This is a genomic window from Alcanivorax sp. DP30 (genome assembly GCF_009882945.1).
Lineage (GTDB): Bacteria > Pseudomonadota > Gammaproteobacteria > Pseudomonadales > Alcanivoracaceae > Alcanivorax.
The window spans coordinates 81,797-105,060 of sequence record NZ_WTUY01000024.1; the positions used below are offsets into that span (position 1 = coordinate 81,797).

Annotated in this window: 23 protein-coding genes and 1 pseudogene; 9 read left to right on the top strand and 15 right to left on the bottom strand. The window is 49.4% G+C overall.

Going from position 1 to position 23,264, the window contains the following annotated elements; all coding sequences use genetic code 11:
* The first annotated feature begins 5 nt into the window (after window positions 1–5).
* Window positions 6–350, top strand: coding sequence for a Rieske (2Fe-2S) protein (locus GQF00_RS16180; protein ID WP_161320349.1), 345 nt, complete (start codon window positions 6–8; stop codon window positions 348–350).
* Window positions 350–802, top strand: a complete 453-nt coding sequence (locus GQF00_RS16185) for a DUF4112 domain-containing protein (RefSeq protein ID WP_237440585.1) — start codon at window positions 350–352, stop codon at window positions 800–802. Before GQF00_RS16180 ends, GQF00_RS16185 begins: the two co-directional genes overlap by 1 nt.
* Window positions 803–1,018: 216 nt before the next feature.
* On the opposite strand, the gene GQF00_RS16190 is transcribed toward GQF00_RS16185, so the two are convergent.
* The gene (locus GQF00_RS16190) at window positions 1,019–1,687 is read right to left on the bottom strand and encodes a DUF523 domain-containing protein (RefSeq protein WP_161320364.1); all 669 of its coding nucleotides are present in this window, start codon (window positions 1,685–1,687) and stop codon (window positions 1,019–1,021) included.
* A 41-nt stretch (window positions 1,688–1,728) separates the two neighbouring features.
* On the opposite strand from GQF00_RS16190, the gene GQF00_RS16195 reads away from it, so the two are divergent.
* Window positions 1,729–2,679, top strand: a complete 951-nt coding sequence (locus GQF00_RS16195; protein ID WP_161320366.1) for a 2-hydroxyacid dehydrogenase — start codon at window positions 1,729–1,731, stop codon at window positions 2,677–2,679.
* A gap of 185 nt (window positions 2,680–2,864) precedes the next feature.
* Here the strand turns inward: GQF00_RS16195 and GQF00_RS16200 are convergent, their stop codons facing one another.
* Complete coding sequence (locus GQF00_RS16200; protein WP_161320368.1) at window positions 2,865–3,671, bottom strand: SDR family NAD(P)-dependent oxidoreductase; 807 nt, start codon at window positions 3,669–3,671, stop codon at window positions 2,865–2,867.
* Between the two features lie 86 nt (window positions 3,672–3,757).
* Here GQF00_RS16200 and GQF00_RS16205 point away from each other — a divergent pair.
* Window positions 3,758–4,015, top strand: a pseudogene (locus tag GQF00_RS16205) (secondary thiamine-phosphate synthase enzyme YjbQ); the annotation flags it as partial.
* 97 nt (window positions 4,016–4,112) lie between these two features.
* Here the strand turns inward: GQF00_RS16205 and GQF00_RS16870 are convergent.
* Window positions 4,113–4,475, bottom strand: a complete 363-nt coding sequence (locus GQF00_RS16870; protein WP_161320369.1) for an SEC-C metal-binding domain-containing protein — start codon at window positions 4,473–4,475, stop codon at window positions 4,113–4,115.
* Window positions 4,476–4,562: 87 nt separating this feature from the next.
* Here GQF00_RS16870 and GQF00_RS16215 point away from each other — a divergent pair, with 87 nt between their 5' ends.
* Both GQF00_RS16215 and GQF00_RS16220 read left to right on the top strand, forming a co-directional pair.
* Window positions 4,563–4,778 carry a helix-turn-helix domain-containing protein gene (locus tag GQF00_RS16215; RefSeq protein WP_161320371.1) on the top strand — a complete coding sequence of 72 codons (216 nt, stop codon included), beginning with the start codon at window positions 4,563–4,565 and terminating at the stop codon, window positions 4,776–4,778.
* A gap of 32 nt (window positions 4,779–4,810) precedes the next feature.
* Window positions 4,811–5,086: a hypothetical protein gene (locus GQF00_RS16220; RefSeq protein WP_161320373.1), complete on the top strand. Its 276-nt coding sequence runs from the start codon at window positions 4,811–4,813 to the stop codon at window positions 5,084–5,086.
* A gap of 52 nt (window positions 5,087–5,138) precedes the next feature.
* Here the strand turns inward: GQF00_RS16220 and GQF00_RS16225 are convergent, their stop codons facing one another.
* The 12 genes from GQF00_RS16225 to GQF00_RS16280 form a co-directional block, all read right to left on the bottom strand.
* On the bottom strand, window positions 5,139–5,744 hold the full coding sequence (locus GQF00_RS16225; protein WP_161320375.1) for a hypothetical protein: 606 nt from the start codon (window positions 5,742–5,744) through the stop codon (window positions 5,139–5,141).
* Between the two features lie 2 nt (window positions 5,745–5,746).
* Window positions 5,747–6,199 (bottom strand): Panacea domain-containing protein, encoded by a 453-nt coding sequence (locus tag GQF00_RS16230; protein WP_202560581.1) that lies wholly within the window; start codon window positions 6,197–6,199, stop codon window positions 5,747–5,749.
* Window positions 6,200–6,260: 61 nt separating this feature from the next.
* Entirely contained in the window at window positions 6,261–7,013 is a 753-nt protein-coding gene (locus tag GQF00_RS16235) for a M48 family metallopeptidase (protein ID WP_161320377.1), read from the bottom strand.
* 4 nt (window positions 7,014–7,017) lie between these two features.
* Window positions 7,018–10,299 (bottom strand): type I restriction endonuclease subunit R, encoded by a 3,282-nt coding sequence (locus tag GQF00_RS16240; protein ID WP_202560582.1) that lies wholly within the window; start codon window positions 10,297–10,299, stop codon window positions 7,018–7,020.
* A 38-nt stretch (window positions 10,300–10,337) separates the two neighbouring features.
* Window positions 10,338–10,820, bottom strand: a complete 483-nt coding sequence (locus GQF00_RS16245) for a hypothetical protein (protein ID WP_161320379.1) — start codon at window positions 10,818–10,820, stop codon at window positions 10,338–10,340.
* The gene (locus GQF00_RS16250; protein WP_161320381.1) at window positions 10,817–12,112 is read right to left on the bottom strand and encodes an AAA family ATPase; all 1,296 of its coding nucleotides are present in this window, start codon (window positions 12,110–12,112) and stop codon (window positions 10,817–10,819) included. Before GQF00_RS16250 ends, GQF00_RS16245 begins: the two co-directional genes overlap by 4 nt.
* 65 nt (window positions 12,113–12,177) lie before the next feature.
* Window positions 12,178–12,780, bottom strand: a complete 603-nt coding sequence (locus GQF00_RS16255) for an SLATT domain-containing protein (protein WP_161320383.1) — start codon at window positions 12,778–12,780, stop codon at window positions 12,178–12,180.
* Window positions 12,781–12,789: 9 nt separating this feature from the next.
* Window positions 12,790–14,082 (bottom strand): nucleotidyltransferase, encoded by a 1,293-nt coding sequence (locus GQF00_RS16260; protein ID WP_161320385.1) that lies wholly within the window; start codon window positions 14,080–14,082, stop codon window positions 12,790–12,792.
* Window positions 14,079–14,909, bottom strand: coding sequence for a nucleotidyltransferase domain-containing protein (locus tag GQF00_RS16265; RefSeq protein ID WP_161320387.1), 831 nt, complete (start codon window positions 14,907–14,909; stop codon window positions 14,079–14,081). Before GQF00_RS16265 ends, GQF00_RS16260 begins: the two co-directional genes overlap by 4 nt.
* On the bottom strand, window positions 14,906–16,111 hold the full coding sequence (locus tag GQF00_RS16270; RefSeq protein ID WP_161320389.1) for a restriction endonuclease subunit S: 1,206 nt from the start codon (window positions 16,109–16,111) through the stop codon (window positions 14,906–14,908). Before GQF00_RS16270 ends, GQF00_RS16265 begins: the two co-directional genes overlap by 4 nt.
* Window positions 16,101–17,630, bottom strand: a complete 1,530-nt coding sequence (locus GQF00_RS16275) for a type I restriction-modification system subunit M (protein ID WP_161320391.1) — start codon at window positions 17,628–17,630, stop codon at window positions 16,101–16,103. Before GQF00_RS16275 ends, GQF00_RS16270 begins: the two co-directional genes overlap by 11 nt.
* Window positions 17,631–18,224, bottom strand: coding sequence for a restriction endonuclease subunit S (locus GQF00_RS16280; RefSeq protein WP_161320393.1), 594 nt, complete (start codon window positions 18,222–18,224; stop codon window positions 17,631–17,633).
* 161 nt (window positions 18,225–18,385) lie between these two features.
* Here GQF00_RS16280 and GQF00_RS16285 point away from each other — a divergent pair, with 161 nt between their 5' ends.
* Genes GQF00_RS16285 through GQF00_RS16295 form a run of 3 tightly spaced genes read left to right on the top strand, consistent with a single transcriptional unit; the run spans window position 18,386 to window position 23,215 of the window.
* Window positions 18,386–19,762 carry a hypothetical protein gene (locus GQF00_RS16285; RefSeq protein WP_161320394.1) on the top strand — a complete coding sequence of 459 codons (1,377 nt, stop codon included), beginning with the start codon at window positions 18,386–18,388 and terminating at the stop codon, window positions 19,760–19,762.
* Window positions 19,746–21,656, top strand: a complete 1,911-nt coding sequence (locus GQF00_RS16290; RefSeq protein ID WP_161320396.1) for a hypothetical protein — start codon at window positions 19,746–19,748, stop codon at window positions 21,654–21,656. Before GQF00_RS16285 ends, GQF00_RS16290 begins: the two co-directional genes overlap by 17 nt.
* Entirely contained in the window at window positions 21,653–23,215 is a 1,563-nt protein-coding gene (locus GQF00_RS16295; protein ID WP_161320398.1) for a hypothetical protein, read from the top strand. Before GQF00_RS16290 ends, GQF00_RS16295 begins: the two co-directional genes overlap by 4 nt.
* Window positions 23,216–23,264 lie beyond the last annotated feature (49 nt).

The window sequence follows — 23,264 nt, forward strand, 5'->3', positions numbered from 1 at the left end:
GCAACATGCGTTACGAACTCTGTGCCAGCAGTGATGTCCCGGAGGGTAAAAGCAAGGCGATGCAGGCCGGGGATACCAAGCTGGTGGTTTACCATCTCAGCGATGGCTATTACGCGACGCAGGCTCGCTGCAGTCATATGTTCGCGTCCCTCGGTAAAGGCAAGATCATTGATGACAAATGTGTACAGTGCCCCTTGCACCGTGCCCGGTTTGATATCCGCACCGGGGATGTGACTGAGTGGGCAAATTTCCCGCCGGGTGTACAGCTGTTGAATGTAGTGCGGGGCGAAAAGAGTCTCGATACCTGGCCGGTGACGGAAGAAAACGGTCAGCTGTTCGTGGAGATCTGATGGCAGTCAGTGAAGACAGGCAGCGTGCAGTGCTGGCGCGGCTGGATAAATTCAGCCGCTTTACCGACAGCAGTATCGGTATTCCTTTCACCAAATTTCGGTTTGGCGCTGAAGCCTTGATTGGTCTGATTCCCGGTATCGGGGATCTGGCCGGTCTGGCGCTGTCCAGCTATGTGTTGGTAGAGGCGCAGCGTGCCGGGGCCAGCAACAAGGTCAAGCTGCGCATGGTGCGTAACATGGCCATCGATTTTGTGGGTGGCCTGCTGCCTGTGGTCGGTGATGCCTTCGATGCCATTTTCAAGGCTAACACCCGCAACACGGCCCTGTTGCGGCGTTATCTGGAGGAGCAGCTGGAAATCGAACCGCCGCCGAAATCCTTCCCCTGGTGGACCCTTATCTGGCTGTCGATCTTTTTTGCCATTATTACCGGTGGGCTGACGTTAATTCTTTGATAGTGTGTTGTGCCACAAAGAACACTGGGTACTCAGAGAAATCCGCATGAGCTTTTCTCATGAAGGAAGTCGGTTCGAGTGACGAGTCGCGAGTTTCGAAAGGCAAAACCAGAAAGCGGTAAGGGCCGAAGATTTTCGCAACTCGCTTCGCTCCTGCAGTTGATCCCGGTTTTGTCTTCTAGCTATTAACTCTTCATTGTTAACTATTAACTGCTCTTAATGCATTGCTTGGCTGAGGCGGGACAGGTAGTGCTGGAAATTCGTCCTCAGTGGTTCTTCCAATAATTCGCTTTTCTCCAGCCGTTCTTGCAACCAGCTGCCCTGGTGATCATTGTTATGCCATTGTTGGTAGCAAAACACCTGCAGGACGAATTGCTGCAGGAAAGCGGGTTTCTCAAGGTCGCTTTCATTGGCCAAAGCGATGCGAGGATACAGCTCATGGAGTTTGCGGGCGAAGGCCCCGGAGCCGGTGGCGATTTCATTGCCGTGTTCGTCATGCAGTGGAGTGGTCAGGTGCCCGCAGCTGGGTGAGCGCGCCTTGAGTACAAAGCCACACAGTGGTTCGCCAAGTCGGGCGGCCACCTGCTCCAGCGCGTCGGTATAATCCAGTGATGTATTTGCAACGGCCTGTACCCGCTGCGCCCCCCCGATCTGCACAACCTGAATAGGTGGGCGCGGGATCGGCAGACCGATGCTGACCTCGGGACAGGTTTCGCGAAAACGCATCAGTGGAGCGAGTTGATGCATCACGATCCCGTTGTGTTTGTGATCGCCGTCGTAACGTACCTTCTGACCGGTTAGGCAGGCGCTGACCCCGATGACCGGCTTTTGCCAGTCCTGCTGCGGCAACGAAAAGCCCATTTTTTCCAGCAGATCCGTTAGCATGGATGCTCCCATTATATTCTTCCCGCTGAAGGACCATGATCATGCAGGGTGTCTTTCTCGATTCAGAAACGGTTAACCCCGATGAGCTGGACTTCAGTGCACTGAATGCATTGATGTCCTGGACCTTCTTCCCCTTTACGGACGCCTCAGAACGCGTCGAGCGTTTGCAGCATGCCGAGGTGGTGATCACCAATAAGGTAATGCTGGATGCCGCTACTCTGGCGGCCTGTCCGTCCCTCAAGCTTATCTGTATTTGTGCCACCGGTACCAATAATGTGGACCTGGATGCTGCCCGGGATCAAGGCATCACAGTGTGCAATGTCTCGGGTTATGCCCGTGCGGCAGTTGCTCAGCATAGTCTGATGTTGATGCTCAGCCTGGCGACGCACTGCCAGCAGTATGATCAGGCGGTGAAGCGGGGCGACTGGAGTGATGGCAGGCAGTTTTGTTTGCTTGATTATCCGATTATGGAACTGGCCGGCAAGACGCTGGGTATCATCGGTTACGGAGATTTGGGGCGGGAAACAGCCCGGCTTGCGGAAGCTTTCGGGATGAAAATCGCTGTGGCGCAGTCGTTCAGCGGGCGTAGCCATGAAGGACGCATGCCCTTGAATGAGTTGCTGGTGCAGTCTGATGTAGTCAGTCTCCATTGTCCGCTGACGTGGCAAACTGACAAACTGGTTGATGCGGCCTTCCTGTCTCAGATGAAGCCGGGTGCACTGCTTATCAACACTTCCCGAGGAGGGCTGGTGGACGAACAGGCGCTGGCTGACGCCCTGCGCAGTGGGCAGCTCGGTGGTGCCGGTCTGGATGTGTTGAGCAGTGAACCGCCACCGCGTGATCATGTCTTGTTGGCCACCGACATCCCCAACCTGATCATCACCCCGCACAATGCCTGGGGCACTCGTGAGTGCCGCCAGCGGTTACTGGATGGGGTGGTAAGCAATATCGAGAACTGGCAGGCCGGTGCGCCGAGCAATGTGGTGAATTGAGCCTTTCCGCAGGAGCGTCGCTGGCGGCGCGATAACCACACCACGAAGAACATGATTTACCACAGAGTTCACAGAGGCCTCTGAGGGGGTGGTGTTCCTACTCTGTGAACTCCGTGGTCTCTGTGGTGAAAATGCTTTTGATCCTGCTCTGGAATCGCGCCGCCAGCGACGCTCCTACGGCGGGGCTACCCCTTCTTCTTCAGCCGGCTCGCCAGTAACTGATCCATACCCCGAAACAGCGGTTGGGGGAGTTTGGTGACCGGACCGGGAGCGGCGGCGAGGAGGAGGCTGCCGAGTTTTCCCATGGGGCGGGCGATGCGCGCCGGGCGTTTTTCGCAGGCTTCCACAATCCAGCCTGCCGCTTTCTTCACATTCATCATCGGCATGTATTTATAAATGGCGGTGCGCGAGGACATGGGGGTGCGCACCATGGGGAAATACACCACGGTGGTGGTGATGCCCTGATGCCCCATCTCCGCCTGCAGGGAACGAGTGAAGGACTCCAGTGCACTCTTGCTGGCCAGATAGGCGGAAAACAGCGGGATGGGAATCTGGGTGGAGAGGCTGGAGATATTCACCACATGGCCATGACCCTGCTCCAGAAAACGCGGAAGCAGTTTCAGGGTCATGGCCACGGCGCCGATGTAGTTGAGCTGCACCGTGCGTTGAAAATCATGTAGCCGGTCAAGGGACTGTTCGATGGGGCGGCGGATGGAATGGGCGGCATTGTTCACCAGCGCATCGACCTGTGGCTGTTCCGCCACGATGCGGGCAGCGCAGGCTTCAATGGCGTCATTGTCGCTCAGATCACAGGGATAGATGGCGGCATAGGCGCCTTCAGCTTCTACCCGTTGTTGTATCTCCCGAAGCTGCTCTTCCCGCCGAGCTACCAGGCAAAGTCTGGCGCCACGCTTTGCCATGAGAATGGCCGCTTCAGCACCAATGCCACTGGAGGCGCCGGTGAGTACAATGGTCTGACCGTTAAGTTTCATGTGTGCTCCCGTTTCCTGTGTTAAGAGTCTGCCTCTGAAACAGAAACGGGCCAAGGTCAAAACAGGACGAAGAACAGGGCATCACCATGTGGAAACAGAAAACCGTCACCTTGCCGGCAAAGCGACGCGGCTGTCATCTTGTGACCCGGGACGTGCTGGAGCAGCTTCCGGAGCTGGCTGACGTGCGGGTGGGGCTGCTGCACCTGTTCATTCAGCATACCTCTGCGTCCCTGACCATCAATGAAAACGCGGATCCGGATGTGCGGGGTGATCTGGAGCGTCATCTGAATGTGATGGTACCCGAAAACGCGCCTTACTATGAGCACACCCTGGAAGGCCCGGACGTACGGGTTATATAGAGCTTATAAATCGAATATGTACATATCTCGAAATATGGACAGTCGAAACCTTGACTCATGGCTATTCACATTTCTGTTTTCGCTACTTGCGTGACCTTCGCCAGGCTGTATAGAGAGGTTCTGCGCCAGACAAATAGTCATGGGCACCAATGTTCCGCGCAAAATCGATGATCTGGCTGTGTGTGCATAGGTGGTCTGAAAGGACAGCGAACAAAGGGTGGTCGACATCTATAGCTGAGAGATAGCGGTTGGCCCAGTCTTCAAGCTGTTGGAACTCATCAGAGTTATCATCTGGTGATCCAATAGGAAAAGGGACGGCTTGGTTGAAGCTGTTATAGAAGTCCTGGCTGACTAATGCGCCTTCTCCTAACATTCTGTTTAGGCAGCATTTTTTGAATTTCTTTCCGCTCTCGCATGGGCATGGTGAATTCCGCTTGGTAGGCATGACTTCCCGAATCAAGAAATGGGTATTATAGTCCGTGGATCGATAGGCATCAAAAAATGATAGTTCTCACTTTTAAGGTGAGACTTCATGCACGATGCTCGATTAAAGGCATTCGGCTCAAAAGTGAGAGCTCTGCGCAAGGAGAATGGGCTTTCGCAGGAAGAGCTGGCTAGCCTGGCAGGCCTTGATCGAAGCTATATGGGACATATTGAGCGGGGCGAGAAGAACATCACTTTGCTTAAGATTCATCAAATCAGCGATGCATTGGGCATTTCACCTGGTGAGCTTCTCTCTGACCTGTGATCACTTGCCTAATAAAGCTTAGGAGTTCTGACATGAGAGTAACTGCAGAGGTTCCTGTAGAGTCGGTTGTGCAGGTCCTATGTGATGTATGCGGTAATGAAACAAATTGTTCTGGTGGGAAGCATGAATATGGAACACTTTCCGCTCACTGGGGGTATGCATCATCCCGAGATGGTGATCGTTACATGGTGGATCTTTGTGAAGGCTGCTTCTTTAGTGTTATAGAATACCTAAAAGAAAAAAGAGTCCGTTCTGATTTAGACTCTATGGATGATTTACACCAAAGTAGTTTTGGTTTGATACGTTAATTTAATTAATCATCACGTTAGTGCATCAATGCAAATAGCTGAACCTGTTTGTTCACCCCATCGGGTAAATCAAATGGTGCCGTTCATACCAAACCAAATAAAAGTGGCTGCGATATTGCACGCCCCAAACTCTTTTGGTTCCTCCGAGGCGAAATCGATAAGCTGTATCGAATTGCTCTAACCCAATTTCTTTCCAGCGAGTTTGAGCCTCGGCGTTGACTGAACATATTTCTTGGGGGTGATGGCGCTTCCTTCGCTTCTTGCCCCTCTTCCCCTCACCGGTTTCAAGCCTGGCTATTTCTGCCCACGTGGAACCTCTTAATGCTCCTAACTCTCTTAGGATTTCGTTATTCCATTCTGGATCGCTCCAGCGACGTTCTTCTCCCCATGTCCAGCTATCTTCAATGTCGGCTATGGAGCTACACCAAGTCATCTCAGAGTCGTAATTAGAAGGTCTCTGGTTTAACTTTGGCAATTTACCAATCTCTGCAATGCGATCCGCAATTGCGACTGGTTCAATAAGATTTTCTGGTAGCTGCTTTTGTGCTGGGGATTTTTTAGCGAAGGGTTCATCCGAAAGCTTTTCGGCTAACTTTTTTCCCTTTTCTTGTTTGGCGTGTCGGCGGGCCTTTCTTTTCCTGGCTTTTTCACTAAACACGGTTAAAGACCTGAGTAGTACTCGTGCATGCTTCCCTTATCAATGACATTGTTAGATCGTGCAATTGGAGAAAGGTCTCCCCTGGCATTAACCCAAGGTGTTTCTTCGTGCGTAAGATTGCTAAGCCACTGTGCAGTTTTCTTTCCGTATACTTTCAGGACTTGATCAACAGTATCAGAAGCATCCCCTTTGACCTTCTTTGCATTGCCATTTGGGAACATGCGCTTGTTTACTAGAAATTGGCCTCGGTGAATTTCGTAAATAGAGGGTAGTACGGGACCGTTAGCCCAAGCCTCGAAATCGGCATCAAAAAGCGTGATTTCATCCCAAACCATAGACCATGCCTGGGAATAATAAAGAAGCTTTTGCAGCTTCATTGCGGACATTTCTCCTTGTTTATCAAGGATGTACGCAGAGATGTCGAATTCTGTTAACTTGCTCATTTCAATATCCATGTAGCTTACCGGCGAAGCCTAACATGATTTTGAAGTGGGGGAGAAGACGGCTCGTCTCTGCCTAAATGCTTAATATCCGACTGGCCATCCCGTCCAGGCGTCCCTTGGTGGCTTCCCAGCTAGGCATGACTTGCTCCATAAGTCGATAGAATCGATTGCTATGATTGTGCTCGGCGATATGGCAAAGCTCGTGGAGGATGACGTAATCAATGCACTCCCTTGGAGCCTTTACGAGATGAGGGTTTAGGGTGATCCTGCCATTGGGTGAGCAGCTCCCCCACTGAGTTTGCATGGTGAGGAGACGAAGAGGAGGGCGGTCAGGTACCCAGAGCGTTTGATCCAACAGTGCATCGAGTCGCGATGCAAATATCTCCTTGGCGCGAGATTTGTACCACGCCATTAGGAGTTCGTTCACAATCCTCGGATTTTTCTGCCTTACAGAAACTTCAAGTTTTCCACGAAAAAGCTTGACGCTTTGTGGTTGGTGGGGTGTTTCTTGTACTTTCAGGAGATACTGTTTTCCTAAGTAGTAGTGGCTTTCTCCGCTAATAAACTTACGTGGGGTTGCATGCTCCATCTGCTTCCGGAAGTTACGAAGTTGCTCATAGATCCAGCGCCCGCGCTTTTTTACCGCAGCTAAAACGGCTTCATTGCTCACATCCTGAGGCGCAGCTGCGATTACGCGGCAGTCTGAATGAACCTTAATAAGGACTTTTCCTGAAGCTTTGGGGCGCTCTGTTCGCTCAAAGGTGATTTCCTCATTCCCATAGAAGAAGCTAAGGCGATGGCCTTTGGGGATAATGGGTACGGTCATCAAGTCAGCCTCTGTTAATACCAATTCGGGTGATTTGAACCACCATTTCCACAATCTTCTTGGCCTGGTTCATGCCGGCCCCAATCGCTTTGCACTCCTGGAACATGCGCGGCAATAGTTTCTTGCGAATATCAGCCTCTATGTTCTGCGGGTTTATGGAGTGTTCTGCCACGGAGGCTTCAACGGACCGATCAATATCGAAAGCCAGATTTACCCATTTGTCCTGCACTTGCTGGTCCATGACAGCCAATGCCTCGGGGAGAACTTTCTTGAACACACCAAAGTACGCCTGGGCGTGGCGATTGCTGCTGAAAGCATCGGGAATATCATTCAGCTTGCGTTCCTGAACCTGTTCCTCAAATTCCCGGAACAGCATGTACTGCTTTAGGGGGTGATCGAACAGCTTCTCGGCTTCTTCAATGGCCTGACGTAGAAGCTTTGAAAAGGCTTCCTGTGCATAGGGGTCATCTCGCAGATCCTGCTCAATCATTCGCGTAACGCGGGTTTTGATGATGTCGGTCTCGTTGCGGGTTTTTTCCTCGCTCCATTCCTCGGGCTCCTGCTTCTGTCCCATCTTGCCGACCTCATACACGCCGCCGGGCTCTTTCACGTCTACCCCGACAACATGCTTATCAAGCAGCTTCTTCACCTGCTCTGCGTACTCGTCGTAATCTACTTTCTCGCCGGCGTCCCGCTGGACAAGTTGGCGAAGACTGGAGAACTGCTTCACTGTTTCCTTGTAATGGCGCCGGTCATCATCGGTGAAGCTCTTGTCATCGAAGAAGGTCACCGACTGTAGAGCGACTTTCAGGCAGCTGGCAAAGGCGGTGAGGGCTTCATAGAAGTCTTCACGTACCTTAAGGTTCACATCGACCAGCTCGCCCTCTCTCTCTTCAATCTTTGGCACCAGAACTTGGCGAAGTTGCTCGATATCGCTCTTGTTCTTTACGCCATAGAAAATAGCCCAGAGCTGCTTGTAGAGCTGCGGCAGGCGTTTGTACTCGGTGCTCATCTGGTTATAGAGGCCGGCAATATCATTGATGTCGTAGCCGCCCTGTGTCCGTGAGGCGAGATCCTGATACTTCTGGATAGTGGTATCCAACTCAGCAAGAATGCCGCGATAGTCGATTAACAGACCAAACTTCTTCTTGGGGTGCAGCCGGTTAACCCGGGCAATAGCCTGAATCAGATTGTGCTTCCTCAGTGGCTTGTCGATGTAGAGCACGGTATTCCTTGGCTCATCGAATCCCGTCAGCAGCTTATCCACCACGATCAGTATCTTGAGTGAGTCATCCTGTTCAAATCGCTCAACCAGGTGCTTGGTGTAAGCCTGATCATCCTGGCTGCCCACGTTGTCCTTCCACCACTGGGAGACCTCCGGTGTGGCGGCTTCATCGACAGCCGTGTTGCCCTCCCGTGTGTCTGGTGGGCTCATTACCACCGCTGATTCAAACAAACCGGCTTCATCCAGGTATTGCTTATACTTGATAGCGGCAGCCTTGCTATCGCAGGCGAGTTGCCCCTTCAGGCCCTCATCAATGTTTTTGACGAAGTGGTTGGCAATATCCAGGGCAATCATCCGGATTCGGTCGTCAGCACCATACACCTGACCTTTGCGGGCAAATTTTCTTTTTAGGTCGGCTTTCTGTTCATCTGATAGCCCCTCGGTGATGCGTTCAAACCAGCTATCTATGGCGCGCTCATTCACATCAAGGTCAGGAATGCGCTCTTCATACAGCAGCGGCGTAACAGTTTTGTCTTCCACGGCGCGCTGCATTGTGTAGGCGTGCACGATGGGGCCGAACTTATTGGTGGTCTTGTCGTCCTTGAGCAGGGGCGTGCCGGTAAAGGCCACAAAAGAGGCATTAGGCAGGGCTTGCTTCATACGGATATGGTTTTCACCGCCCTGGCTGCGATGCCCTTCATCGATCAGCACGATAATATCAGCGCTATGATTGACGCACTCAGGGAGCTTGGTGGCGGTGTTGAACTTCTGGATCAGTGAAAAGATGATTCGCTCAGTGCCCTTGCCAATCTGCTCTGCCAAGCGCTTGCCAGAGGTGGCCATCGCTGCGCTCTTGTCTTTCTTGCCCGCCAGCTCGCCACCCGAGGCGAAGGTTTTGCTGAGCTGCGTCTCCAGATCCACCCGATCAGTGACAACCACAATGCGGCACTGCTTCAGGCTATCGTGCAGAATCAGTGCCTTGCTTAGAAAGACCATCGTGAACGACTTTCCCGAGCCTGTGGTGTGCCAGATAACACCGCCCTCACGGCCTCCTGAAGAAGTACGGGTATTGATGCGTTCAATCAGCCGCTTGATGCCGAAAACCTGTTGGTAGCGGGCTACGATCTTGCCGGCTTTTTTGTCGAAAAGCGTAAAAAATCGGGTCATCTCTAGCAGGCGAGCAGGGCTGAGCAGGCTAATCAGCAGTTGATCCTGGCCGGTTACGGCCAACTCGCCCCCGGCGATCAGGTTTTGATACCATTCCAGGTCGGCTGCAGGGCGATGGTTAAACAAGCTCGCAAGCTGCTCGCTCGACAGAATCCTGTTCTTGATGGTAACCATATCGGCATTAGTAATATCTTCCTCTCGCCAGGCCGACCAGAACTTGGCCGGGGTGTGGCAGGTGCCATAGCGGCCTTCGTTGCCGTTAATGGAAAGCAGCATCTGGCTGTAGGCAAACAGCAAAGGGATTTCGTCGTGACGCTGATTGCGCAGGCTTTGCGAGATACCCTCGTCAATGGTTGGCCCCTTCTTTGAGCTCCCGTCAGGGCGCTTGGCTTCAATCACCACAAGTGGAATACCATTTACAAAACAGACGATATCCGGCCGGCGTGATTCCACGCCACCAGACCGAGTAACAGTAAATTCCTCAGTAACCACGAAGCTATTGTTGGCAGGGGCGTGCCAGTCAATAAGGGCTATGGTTGGGCTGGCTTTCTTGCCATCAACAAATTCAGTAACGGATATGCCGTACAGAAGATGGTTGTAGAGGCGTTCATTGGCGGTGAGAAGCCCTTCGTTCAAAGCCGGGCTGCATACCTCGGCAATCAAGTTGTCGATGGATTTTTCCGATAGCGGATAGCGCTTGCCTGAAAAGCTGAAAGTGCGTTTCTGTAGCTCGGCACGTAGTTCCTTGCGCAGCACTACCTCATCGGCCTTGCCGTCACGGGCCGCCAGGGCTTTCTCAGGAGAAATAAATGACCAGCCCAGGTTAGTCAGAAGTGTCAGTGCTGGAAGTTTGGCACTATATTCTTCCTGGAATTTTGGTGCATTCGTCATCATTATGAATTTTCTCTTGCGCCGATTTTTTAGTAGACGATCTACCGTTGTTGATGGTAGGCGACAAGATCGCTATCTAGTGACCAAATGAAAACCTCACGCATTGAAAAGCGAATGATGCATTTATTAAACTCTTCAATGATACTTAAATCTCCAAAGCTTGTTCCCTCATTGGGTTTGTTGGCTGATTTGTTCATCCCGGCAAGGGCTGGGAACTTGTCTATCCATTCAAGAACCTCTGCAGAATTTGGGAACTCACTTGGCTGGTAGGGGGCGTCACCATTAAATGCTCCAGTGATAGCTTCACAGAATCGCAGGGCTGTTTTTCGCCGTGTTCCGCCATCACCATTTTGTGAAATATGATTTCCTGTCTCAATAATGGTGGCCATTGGAAGTATGAAAGTGGCACCTAGATCGACATAATTTTCAAATGATTCTATAATCTTTTCTTTGTCTTGATTTTTGCCTGGGACATTCAAGAGATTCAAGAAAACCGAAGTATCTATAATGCATATTGAACTCATTGCTCTTCCCCCTGCATTTTTCTAAGCCAATTCATTGCATTTTTTTTCTTTTGATCGGGGGTTGTTGGTGATTTAACGAACCTGTCAACAATACCATTGGTTACCAATTCTCCAAGTGGGCCTTGCGATACAAGTCCTGGATAATCATCTAAATCAGAAAGCCGGGTGAGCAAGCTTTCACCGGTGTCCTGGCTTCGGTAGCAAAAAACCACGTCACCTAAAGATGAGTCGGGCAATGCATCCATAAGGGCGGGGTTGTGTGTTGATAGTAGTAAGCGAACATTTCTTTCTTTTGCTTGTTCTCGCATCGTAGAGAGTAGCTGCTTTGCGCGAGAAGGGTGAACGCCATTATCCACCTCTTCAATGACGACTGTTGATCCTTGAGGTGCAGATAGGAGAGCTGCTGCAATTGCTAAAACTCGCAAGGTGCCGTCAGAGAGAAGCTCGACAGACCATTTCCTTTCTTTATTTCCAAAGCTTTCGACTAGCTCAAGAGAAACTCTTCCTCTTCGATCTTCATAAAAATGAATATCCTTAACATCTTGCTCAGGGAGGCTTTTAATAAAATCAATAATTACGGGTTTGGAATTACTTTTTTTCCATAGTGTAAAAAGTACGCCAGATAAATTTTCACAATCGCCACGAAGATTTTTTTCAGGATAGCTGTCCCCTCGCATTAGTGATGGGACTGGATCTAGGAAAAGCGTATTTGAGAGAAGATTCTGGAACTTCTCAGTGGCGCTTGGGATTTCCTGTTGAGCTTTTTTGTGCCCGGATTCAAACATTGCCGATGAGGCGAGCTGGTTAAGTATGGCTATTTGATCCGTGCAACTAACTTGGGGTTTTCTGCCGCCCCTGGCAAAATTGTTATAAGCAACACGAACGTCAGAACTTAGTCCTACCGATTTTTGCTCAATTTTGTAGAGCGGAAAGTTTTCATTAGGAGATGTTATGCATTCCTGTGAGATGTGTAGCTCATCGTCACGAAGGGTTATTTCGGCTTCAAAGTGATTCCAGTCGTTGTCTTCTGTAGTGCAGCCAAGGCTAAATGAATCAGAATTTAAGTGTCCTAGGTCTCTAATTTGGCCGCGAAGAACTTGCTCGGAATCATCAACTCTATGTTTTAAAACTGATAGTTTTTGTCCTTGAGCGAGCCAGGCAAGAAAGCGGAACGCCTCCAGTGCATTGCTTTTTCCAGAAGCATTTGCTCCTATCATTAATGTTAGTGGAGAAAGATAAAGCGTTTGATCCCTGTAGCTCTTGAAATTTTTTATGTGGATCTGAGCTAACATTGCATGTGCTCCTAATGTTAATTTAGGCTTACGATTCTATTTTCTGTTAAATCTATATTTATCTGTTATTTTAATAGATTGGCACACAAATATTTTGTTAATGGAGATGAATATAGGAGCACCACAACAACTGAGGTCATTAATGTGAAGCTGAAAGAGAGAGGGATTTTGTCCCTGAGAAAACTGAACTTCAGCTGTTCATCAATCCAATCAATTTGTTGCTCCCAGAAAAATTTGTAATGGGCATACCAGTTACTAAAAATCATTTGATGCGGGCAGCTGATATTCGTATATTCCTTGTCAATGCGTTTAAGTTCATCTTTGAATTCCTCCGATATCGATCCGCTTTCTGACGCTTCGTAGTAAAGGCGCTTTAAATCGTTAAATAGATCGGTAAGAACCTTTCCGTTATGTGCATATTCGGCGCGCCTGGATTCATACATGGAAATGTATATGCCAGATATGCCTAGAACTAAAAATGTAGCAGAAATTGCCTTGATGTTAAGATCATTGAAAATTAAAGCAAATATCCCAAACGCAAATGATGTGAAACTGATTAGCCCAGGAGCTTTTAGACTAATGTCATAAGTTGCGAAGTGCTTTTTTGCACCGAAACCAACGTTGTAAGCTGTTTCAGCAATGTTCCGTAGAAATTTTTCTTTTTTCACTCTGTCCTCCTACTGAATTGGGACATGAATTCTTGACTTTGCCATAACAACATTGTTTTTAATTGCATAGCACTCAACAATATGATCGCCATTGAATTTTGTTTTCTCATTGTGAGATCTATGTCCGGCATCAACAAATACTTGCCCCCGGATCTCATCCCTATTTCTTGCTTCATCGCCCCTGTTGAGAACTTTCCATTTTAGGGTGTAGGGGGCGGGGACGTCGCATGAAGTGACCTTGAATCTCAATTCCTTTGAGGAGGATAGTCTTATTCTGCGGCGAAGCATTTCTCTCAGTGCTCCATCTCTGAAACCGTTCTGGGACACTTCGCAGTCAATGTTTAGACCATATCGTATGTCAATAGGATGCATATCCTCAATGAACTCTTCAGTATCACGATATGTATAGGTTGCTTTCTCCGTAATCACCTGTACGGCGGCCGGGAAGGGCCTCCCGAATACCTTCTTCCATTTCTTGTTTGCTGAGTTATCAGTTCCGGCTTCGATAGCCTTCAGTGTTAGTTCGTGGGCTTTCTTGGCTTTACGTTGGAACTTCTTCTTGACCTTAACATCCTGCCCGCTTCCCAGGGCCTGATAGTGATCCTGATTTGGCTGATTCATCAGGAACTCGAAGAAATCACGACAAAGCTCTCCGTAAGAAGCTACGCCTTTGTTGTCGTACTTATCGACAGATTTTAGGAAATTATGCGCGAGCGTGTCGATCAGCAGGCCGCCCATATAAACGCCATGCTTGTTTTTCCATGCCCTTGCCATTTTGCATAGTTTTCGAAGGTTATTGTTCTTTTGGTCGACAAACTCCTTCATCGCCGCAATTTCTTGCATTGGCTTGGTGATTCTCCATCTGCCGCCCTTGCTGGTATCGGGAAACTTATACTGTACGTTTCCTTCCCCGTCTTTCTCCTCGAATACGGGCTGAACTTCAACGTGGAAGTTTGTATACGTGACGGTTACTACTGGGCTATCAACTTTAACTTCTGTTTTTGGGTAGCGCGCTTTGATGGCATCCCTTGTGTCTGAAAGGAGTTTGGCCTGTTTGTTGTCTTTGTAAGTATCCCATTCTCCCTTTGGCATGATGTAAAGCATGTCGAGGTCGGAAATACCTCTGATGCCAGTATGTCTACCGTAGGAGCCCACTTGGCGGCTATTGTCAGTCTTGGACTCTGTGTCTCTGAATCGCTTATTAAGGCTGGCCGTGATTTCCCCGTACCGACCGCTGATCTGTTCTGAGTTGTCAACTTTCAGGTTGTCTAGGAATCCGGTAAACATATCAGTGATGGTCATGAATAATAATCTCCCTTTTGCGCGCTTGCCGGTGGGGGAAGTAGTCGTCTAATTAGCCGCTCCGCTTGGTCATCTAGCTGTCGAGAAAGTAAGTCTTGGGTTTGGGTTAACAGATCGCGCGTACGGTTAATCGCATCAATCTTGTATTTTGCATCGTCCTCGTAATAGTCGAGAGATCTCATGGCGTCGAAAAAGTAATCCTTGAGCTGAACTCTTCCTCGAAATCGGGTTCCGAAGTAGGATTTCTCGGCAAGCTTCCTTTCTAGCTCAAAAGACGGGAATGGATACCTGTTTCTGGCGTTCCAATACTTAACAAGTCGTATCATTGGTTTTATGAGGTTGCTATTCGACTTGTTGGCTCCAACGAGTATTTCATTGAAATCATTGGGATCGGTTAAAATCCAGTCATTGTAGTCGCTTCGTTTGGCTGGGATTCGTAAGCCGTGCCACCAGTGACGTGTGGCTGGGACTAGCTCAAATTTAATATGGTTTAGCGATAGAGCAATGGTGGGGCTAGACTGCGCTATTTCTGATTTGGAATAGTAGTTCTTAACGAACCGGCGGAGTCGGTCAAGGTAGGTTTGAGGGCGGCGCGTCGAATCCTTGAACACGATCATGTAGTCGATGTCAGAGCGCTTGTCCATACTGCGGGGCAGGATGGTGCCTCTCGTATAGGAGCCGAAGATGAAGTCTTCACTGATCTCGTCGTCAAAGGCCTGGTCAAGGCGGCTCTGCAACCCGGAGATAGACCTCTGGATTCCTTCTTTTTCTCTATCACGTATAACCGCTGCCGATGACAGGGCCATGAGGTAGCCGTTGACTGTCACCTAGTGGTCTCCGCAGTAATGTTGACCCTTCGCTTTCCAGTTAAAAGCTGCTGCATGAGAGATTTCTTTTCGACCTTTAGAGCTTCCAATTTGCTTTGCAAGACGATTATTTCCTGGTCGGCGCAGTTAAGCGCCGCCGAAATTTTCTGCTGTTCCTCGATGCCGGGTAGGGGCCAATGGATTCTCTTAAAGTGGTTAAACTTCAAATTCCACGTGTCCGACACGAGTCCCTGCGAGTGTCTGTAGAATACATGTACCAGTGCAGGGAGTTTGAAAAGGTATCCCGCGTATGCGGGCCATACCTTCTCTGTAGGCGTAACAATAGTATAGGCAGGGCTAACTATCCCCTCCTTATCTGACAAGCTGGATCGTCCTTGCCACATTCGCATCGTGTTATAGCCAATGTCGTTAACGCATATTCGACGATACTTGGACTTGTCTTCGTTAGAGGTGTTTTTTCGGCCGGTATCTTGCTGATATACAACGCCCTCATCAGCGGTAATCGAAAGCAATGGCAGCTCATCCCGGCCTACTTCCACTCGCTCGCTGAACAAACTTTTGAACTTATAGTCCTTCCATTCTCCGCTAAACCTAACCCCATTCTTATCCAGCAGACGTTTTTTCCCGGTGAGGAGTTGTTGCATCAGGGCTTTTTTCTGTTGCTGGCTGTTGGCGAGAAGTTGTTCGGTGGTGGTGATGGCCTTGTCCCAGGTGGAGAGGATTTGGGCGATTTTCTTTTGTTCCCATTCTGGAGGCCAAAGAATCTCAAAGTTATTTAATGCTGCTTTTGTTATGGTTTTTATTGTGCCGCCGGGTGCCCTCTTTCGCTCTTCTGCGAAAAGCTTTTGTAGGCAGGTTGCAAAGTAGAGGGTGCATCCAGGCTTTTTCAGTCCCTGAATAATTAGGAGTGTCCGGTCTACGTATGCAGAATACTGTGTTATTGCTACGCGACCAATTGATCCTTGTAGCGTTACAAGAACCGTCCCAGCGGGGGCAAGCACACTCTTATCTGCAGCCAAATCGCTTATTCTTGCTTTAGTTTGTGGTTTCAGTTGTAGGTTTTTATCCACATCGTACACCTGAACAAAAGGGTGCCCATCGTCGTCAAACCATTTCTCCAGTCCATAAGGTTGAGGAAAGCTGCCTCTTCTGTATTGGGAGATATCCGATAGTTTTTCGAGCGACCAGCCATTAGGAATCATAACCAAGCTCCTCTAGGTGCTTGGCCATATCACTTTCCAGTTCAGCTAGCTGCGCTTTCAGCTTTTCCCGCTCTGCCCGCACAGCCATCAAATCAATCTCCTCTTCTTCCTCAAAGGTATCCACATAGCGGGGGATATTGAGGTTGTAGTCGTTCTCCTTGATCTCAGCGAGGCTGGCAAGGTAGGCGTACTTGTCGACACTCTGACGCGCACGATACGTTTCAATGATCTTGAGAATGTTTTCATCGGCCAGTAAGTTCTGGTTTTTCCCGGCTTTAAACTCTCGGCTTGCATCGATAAACAAGACTTTGTCGTCGCTCTTGGCTTTCTTGAAGATCAGAATGGCGGCAGGAATGCCGGTGCCGTAAAACAGCTTTTCCGGCAGGCCGATGACGGCATCCAGCAGGTTCTCTTCAATCAGCTGCTGCCGAATCTTGCCCTCACTGGAGCCGCGGAATAGCACGCCGTGGGGCACGACGACGCCCATGCGTCCGGTCTTCGGCTTCAGGGTCTCGATCATATGCAGGATAAAGGCATAGTCGCCTTTGGTTTTCGGAGGAATGCCCCGGCGGAAGCGGCTGAACTTGTCGTACTCGGCCTCGTCGTGGCCCCATTTGTCTAGGCTGAATGGCGGGTTGGCGGTGACGATGTCGAACAGCATCAAGTTGCCGTTCTTATCCAGCAGCTTGGGGTTGCGGATAGTATCGCCCCATTCGATTTTGTGGTTGTCTTCGCCGTGCAGGAACATGTTCATCTTGGCTAGTGACCAGGTAGAGCCGATGGCTTCCTGGCCGTACAGCGCATAGCTTTTGCTGTTGTGGTTGTTGCGCACCTTGCTGCCGCACTTCATCAGCAGCGAGGCAGAGCCGCAGGCTGGGTCGCAGATGGTGTCACCAGGTTGCGGGTCGAGAAGCTCGGAAATCAGGTTACTGACTTCGGGTGGGGTATAGAACTCCCCGGCTTTCTGACCGCCGCTTGCCGCGAAATTCTTGATCAGGTATTCGTAGGCGTTGCCGATCACGTCCAGAGTGCCGACGCGGCTGGGCTTGAGGTTCAGGTCGGGCTTGGCGAAGTCTTCCAGCAGGTGGCGCAGGATGGTGTTCTTCTGCTTTTCTTCACCGAGCTTGTCGGTGTTGAAGGAGATGTCCTGGAACACGCTCTTGCCGGCATCCTTGAGCTTGGTGCCGTTAGCCTCTTCGATGGCATGCAGGGCCTGGTCGATGCGTTCGCCGTTGCCGGGTTCGTGGCGGCGCTCCCATAGGACGTAGAAACTGGCATCTTTGGGTAGCACGAAGCGCTCGTTCTTCATCATCTCTTCGATCAGCTCCGGCTCGTCACCGTATTCCTTCTTGTAGCCGTCGTAGTGATCCTGCCATACATCGGAGATGTACTTGAGGAACAGCATGGTGAGGATGAAGTCCTTGTAGGTGTCGGCGCTGATGGTGCCGCGAAAGGTGTCGCAGGCCGCCCAGAGGGCTTTGTTGATGGCGTCTTGGCTGATCTTGGGTGTGGTGCTCATTTACGCTGTCCTTTGGGCTTTGTTCAGGAGGTCGCCTGCTATAGCGTCCATAAGGGTCTGATTTTTATCAAGTATCTCACTCATGACCTGCTGTTCTTGCTTGATGGTTCGGGCGAGATTGGAGATAGCCGTCTGTATGGCCATGTCAGGAACAGCAATGGGTGTGTTCTCCAGGATGTTGCGCCGAATGCTTTTGGTGAGTGTGCCTTCGGCATTCTTCTGGAGATAGCGTTGGCAGGGCGCCTGATTTAGCTGCCAGGTCAAAAAGGATGGGTCTACGTTCGGGGGCTTAATCTTCAATACATAGAATTGCGGGGCCGCATGCAGCTCGGTGTTATATGGGAAACCCTCTTCAGCGATCTCAACGGCGTAATTGTGGCTCCCTCGAGCGGCCACAAGTATGTCCCCAATTCCCAGAGAGGGTGGCGACTTCTTGCCTGGCAATGCTGTGGGGGTGCAGGACGACCAGTTAATGTCGCCATAAGGGGACACATCCTTCATTTGGACGACACAAACATTGCTGTCCTTAAGCTCCTCTATCTTCCCGCGGAATGGATAGCCGGGCTTCACTGACGCTATATCGGATAGTTTCACTGAGAAATTTTCGTTTCATAGATGATGAAGCAATAATTATGGGTTGAGCTTTAACCCTAGTCAATGTAATTGTTTGCTTCATTAGCGATGAATACAAGGATGGCTTTCGTCTTGGATTTGGCCGGGGAGGAAGAGTGAGGGCACGGGTGGAATATGTTTCCTTGGAAGTCTACGAGCCATTCGCTCTGAAGCCTGAAGGGGCAGCAGGGCGTGTAACTGCAAGAGGGGCTTGTTACTGGAGGTGCCCCCCTGAAGATGGGGAGGTGGTAAACCTGCCGGTCATAGTCGACCCCGACGGTGCGCCGTGGGGAGATGCAGCGAGGTACATGCTGAGTCGACTTGAGGGTGTGCTGGATCCGTCGCCTCGAACCCAGGAATCGATTGCCGGCGATCTTCTGGATTTCCGCCGATGGTTGCTGGAACAGCAGGTCGACTACCTGGAAATCCCGGAGCGCCCTAGAAGGCGACCAACCTATAGGTATCGGCACTACCTTGATCAACAGATAAAGGCAGGGGCGATAGTAGTTGCAACGGCTAGGCGCAGGATGGGGAGTGTTCAGAATTTCTATCGGTGGATGCAATTGGACGGCAGGAAATTCCCCTATCCGCTATGGATTGAAACCGCTTATGAGCATTGGGCATCTAATAGCATGGGGCGAAGTTATTGGAGGTCGGGTGTTACAACAGATCTAACGAGGTCATTTCGAATACCGAAGGGCGACTTGATCAATGAGCGCGGGATCGAAGATGGAGGACGGTTAAGGCCGCTGTCCAAGGAAGAGCAGCAGGGGGTATTAATGGCCCTGAAAGCGATTTCTTGCACAGAGATGACGCTCGCATTCCTCTTGGCGTTGACCACGGGAGCGAGACTGCAAACCGTATTCACTCTCAGGGCGGATAGCTTTGAGGAGCCGGCTAGAAGCGGTGCAAACGTATTTCGAATAAAAGTAGGCAGTGGAACGCTGGTTGATACTAAGTATGGCCGGAATGTGGTTCTGGAGTTGCCTGCCTGGCTGCATGAAAGGTGCAGAATATACCTTCGTTCACCACGACGCAGGACTAGAGTGGCTCGAGGTCTAAATGAGAAAAAATCCGCTCGCGAGCAGTATTTATTCCTAAGTAGATCCGGTCGGCCATACTATGCATCTCGTGTTGAAGCTGAAGTGGGAGGGCTGGGAACGTACCCACGGGGGAATGCCGTGACGCAGTTCATCCGTCAACAACTTAAGCCAAAGATGCTGTCCCTAGGATACGACTTTGATTTTCGCTTCCATGATTTGCGAGCAACTTTTGGAATGAACCTTCTTCTTGCTCAGCTAAGGGAAATACAGGCGGATGGTGAGGTTGGAGGCGATAAGATATTCCGAGTTCTCGACTACATTCGAGTTAGGATGGGTCATGGAAGTATTAAGACGACGGAAGGATATTTGAAATATAAAGATGGTGCGGTGCGCCGGCTAGAAATCCAGAACGATTATGAGAGGTACTTGAGCTCGCTTGTGAAGGATTCATGGGGTTGGCATGACCTGGAAAATTAATGATACACAGGAGTTCACCTTAGCTGAAATATCAATAGCTATGGAGGGCGCAGGGCGGGGGGTCGATTTCTCAAAAATTGCCCTAAAAATTCCTGGATATAAATACGCTGTCGATATTGGTAGCTGGTGCTACGTGCACAGAAGGCCTGCCTCGAAAAATACTCAATCTGAGCTGGTAGCTAAGAGAGAGGTTCTGAAAAAATCTTACCGGAAGGCCAGAGAGGAGGTTGTTAAGGGTTTTGTGGATCATGTCCTGGGGCGTCTTGAGCTGGGGTTGTCAGATAAAACCATTTGGGACTTGGTCGGAAAGTTTCCGCGATTTGTATCGTGGTGCGATGAATTCGATGAGTCCGGGTTGGATGGGCGGAGAGAATATATATCGGCTCTATCTGCATACTCAGAACATCTTCTTCACCGTGTTAGATCTGGTAGTTTAAAAATAAACCCGGCAAGTCAAATGCAGGATATTTTGAAGGCCGTTGCATTAAGCGCCTATGGTGAGGCGGTGCGTGAAGATCTAAAAAATATCAGACGAATCCGGGCAACTTCGAGATCAGTCAATAAAACGGTCCCTCCAGATGACAGGTCGGCTGAGCTAGCGATAAGCGTTTATCTTGATGTTTTTCGCCAGCTAAGTGTGTTTGTAATTAACTTCGAACCGTTCCCTAAATTAATTACAGTCGATGAAAAGCCATTCTGGTTCTTTCCTGCCTCGATACCTTTTGCGGGGCCGAGCAATATCCATAAAAAGCCTAACTTGCTGCGTCGATATGGATGTTACGACTATGAAAATGGGCGACTAAGGTCGTCAGATGAGGCGAACGGCTTAAGACCGTACTGGGGTAAGGCAAATGCAAAAAATGCGGAGATTACGGCAAGGAAAAATCTTCGTCTGGCAAATGAGAGTCGCTTCCACAAGCGCCGAATTGATGCAGCAACTTTCTCGTCTCAAGCATTCATGATGCTGTTTTCTGCCGCAACAGGAATGAACCTCTCTCAAATCGTCGGGCTAAATTATTTTTCAGAATCTCATGTTGAGAGAGATAAGCCAGGATTCAAGGGGGTTAAGGCGAGAGCGGGAGGAAAAGAAGTCGTCTTTTATCTTTCATCATCATTTTATCGCTTCTACTTGAGATATTTGGAGCTGCGGTCGTGGATGCTGAAGTCTGTGGAATGCAGTGAAGATCAGCATCCGCTTTTCTTCAATATCAGGAATGGCCTTATTGAACCTATAGCTCAGGACTTTTCATACAACTTTAATAGAAGAATCAATATTTGCTTCGATATCAACATAAATATTACGACGCGGAAGTGGCGATCATATAAGGCGGATTGGCTGCTGTCGAATGTGTCTCTTAAGGAAACTGCAGCAACGCTTCAGAACTCGGAGCAGACCATATTAAAGAGCTACGCCGAAGGTGTTGAGTCAAAATCTTCAAAGGAAATCGCGAGGTTCTTCAAAGGGTTACGGAAGAGCCTTGAATCGGAACCAAGCAGCGGTTGTGAGGTGATTCCCATCGGCGCGTGCGTGGGCGAGAGCCCGGATAAGGAGTCTGATGGCCCGGTTGAGCCCGATTGTAGGGTTATGGAGGGATGTCTTTTTTGTGAGAATTACAGGGTTAATGCAGATAAAACCGATTATCTGAAGCTGATGAGTTTTAGGTATATGGTCGAAATCAGCCGGCCATTGGCTTCGAATCAGTCACATTTTGAAAAAACATCAGGCCGAGTGAAGGCCAGGATTGATGAGCTTCTCAAATACATTGAGGCATCTAAAGGGGTAGATCAGGAGCAGGCCAACCTGATTCGGGAGTCAGTGTATAAAAGGGAAGAGCTTTCGCCATACTGGTCCTGGAAACTGGATTTGCTTTACAGTTTGGGTCTCGAAATATGAGTCAAGTCACCTTTAAGGCGGCATATTATAATTATGACGATAGCCACACTGGCTTTCCTCCCGACGATTTTACTCCGAACGTGAATGGTGATGCCCCGTCCTTCGATTTTGTCATATCTCGCTTTGCGGATGGAGAAGTTGCGTCTCGCTATGGGGATGACATTTGGGACATGAGGCCGTATAGAACTGCGGCAGTCGGACTAGCAAGATTGCATTTCACATTTTGTGACGGTGCTGATCGTGAAGAGTCTAAATGGCTTATGTTTGTTCTTCTGTATATGCAGGAACCAAAGAGAGAAAGCTATATCGGGGTTGGCTCTGGAGTTAACTATCTTGGTGCAATTAGGAAGATTACGAGGTACTCAAGAGAGAGGGGTTTTTCAGTAAGGGAGATTCTAGAGAGTGAAAAAAACTTTCAGGAGTTTGTTGATTGCAATCGAAAAAACAGCGGCCTGCTAAAGAATTTATATCGAATTTTAAATGTATTGATGAGTCTTCCAAGTGGCGCTACAGGATACTCTATACCTAGCTCAAAGGGCGCAGATCTCTTGCGAGATATCATCAATAGGCTGCCATCTGCAAAGCAGTTTCCAGTGATTCCTCCGAGGTTATTGTCAGTCCTGATTTCAGACTTGGAGAATTTCATCAACGAGGTTTTCTGTATTGTTTCTGGATTATCCAGTTTTATTGTTTTTGTGGCCGAGGGGAAGGTTCGACCAAGAAGAATCAGACCCAAGAGTGTTGGTCGTGGCTTGGGTCCAGATATAAAGCCTGACTTTTGGTCCGCGTGCGACCAGTTCGGGCTGGTGGATGTTTTTGTTAAATATCGGGTTACAAACCTGGTTCGGCTTAAATCTTTTATCTCCAGGGTGCAGCATGGGTGCAAGACCCTCATGCATATCTATTCGGGCATGCGGAGCTCGGAAGTTCTTGCCCTAAAAATTGGTGCTTTTCAGGGGTTTAAGTACGGAGGAAATTCTGTATACAAGATTAATGGGGAGACAAGCAAACTTCATGGCGTAAATAAAAAAACGTCATGGATCACGAGCTATGAAGTGAGGACTGGTTTCGAGGTGGCGGAGGCAATTTCAATCGCAATATCGAAAGGAGTCGGTCTTCTTCAGGAAAAAAAGCCTTTGTTTCCGTCTGTAAACTACATATCAAGTGGCTGCGGAGTGGGTTTGGATCCGAAAGTTGCTTGTCTTGCTAAGACGACTTTGAAGAGTCAGGAGGTTTATAATTATTTTGATGATGATAAATATAAAATCAAAGGTTTAGATTTTGATTTCCTCGAGAGTCTGGATCCATTTAGAGATTGGCGGGAAGATGGTTTTGAAGTTGGTTCTAGCTGGAGATTTACATCGCACCAGTTCCGACGAACTCTGGCGTTCTATGCAATGCAGTCTTCAAATGTTTCTTTGCCGTCATTGAAGAGGCAGCTGAAGCATATTTCGAGAGACATGACAATCTACTACGGTTCGTCGTTTTCTGATGGGTTTGTGGGGGCACTAGATGAAGGCTTTGTATCTACATTGAAGTCTGAAAAGGCCATTGGATGAATCGCCACCGGTTTGCTAGACACCTTTCAGCCATACAAAATGGCAATCA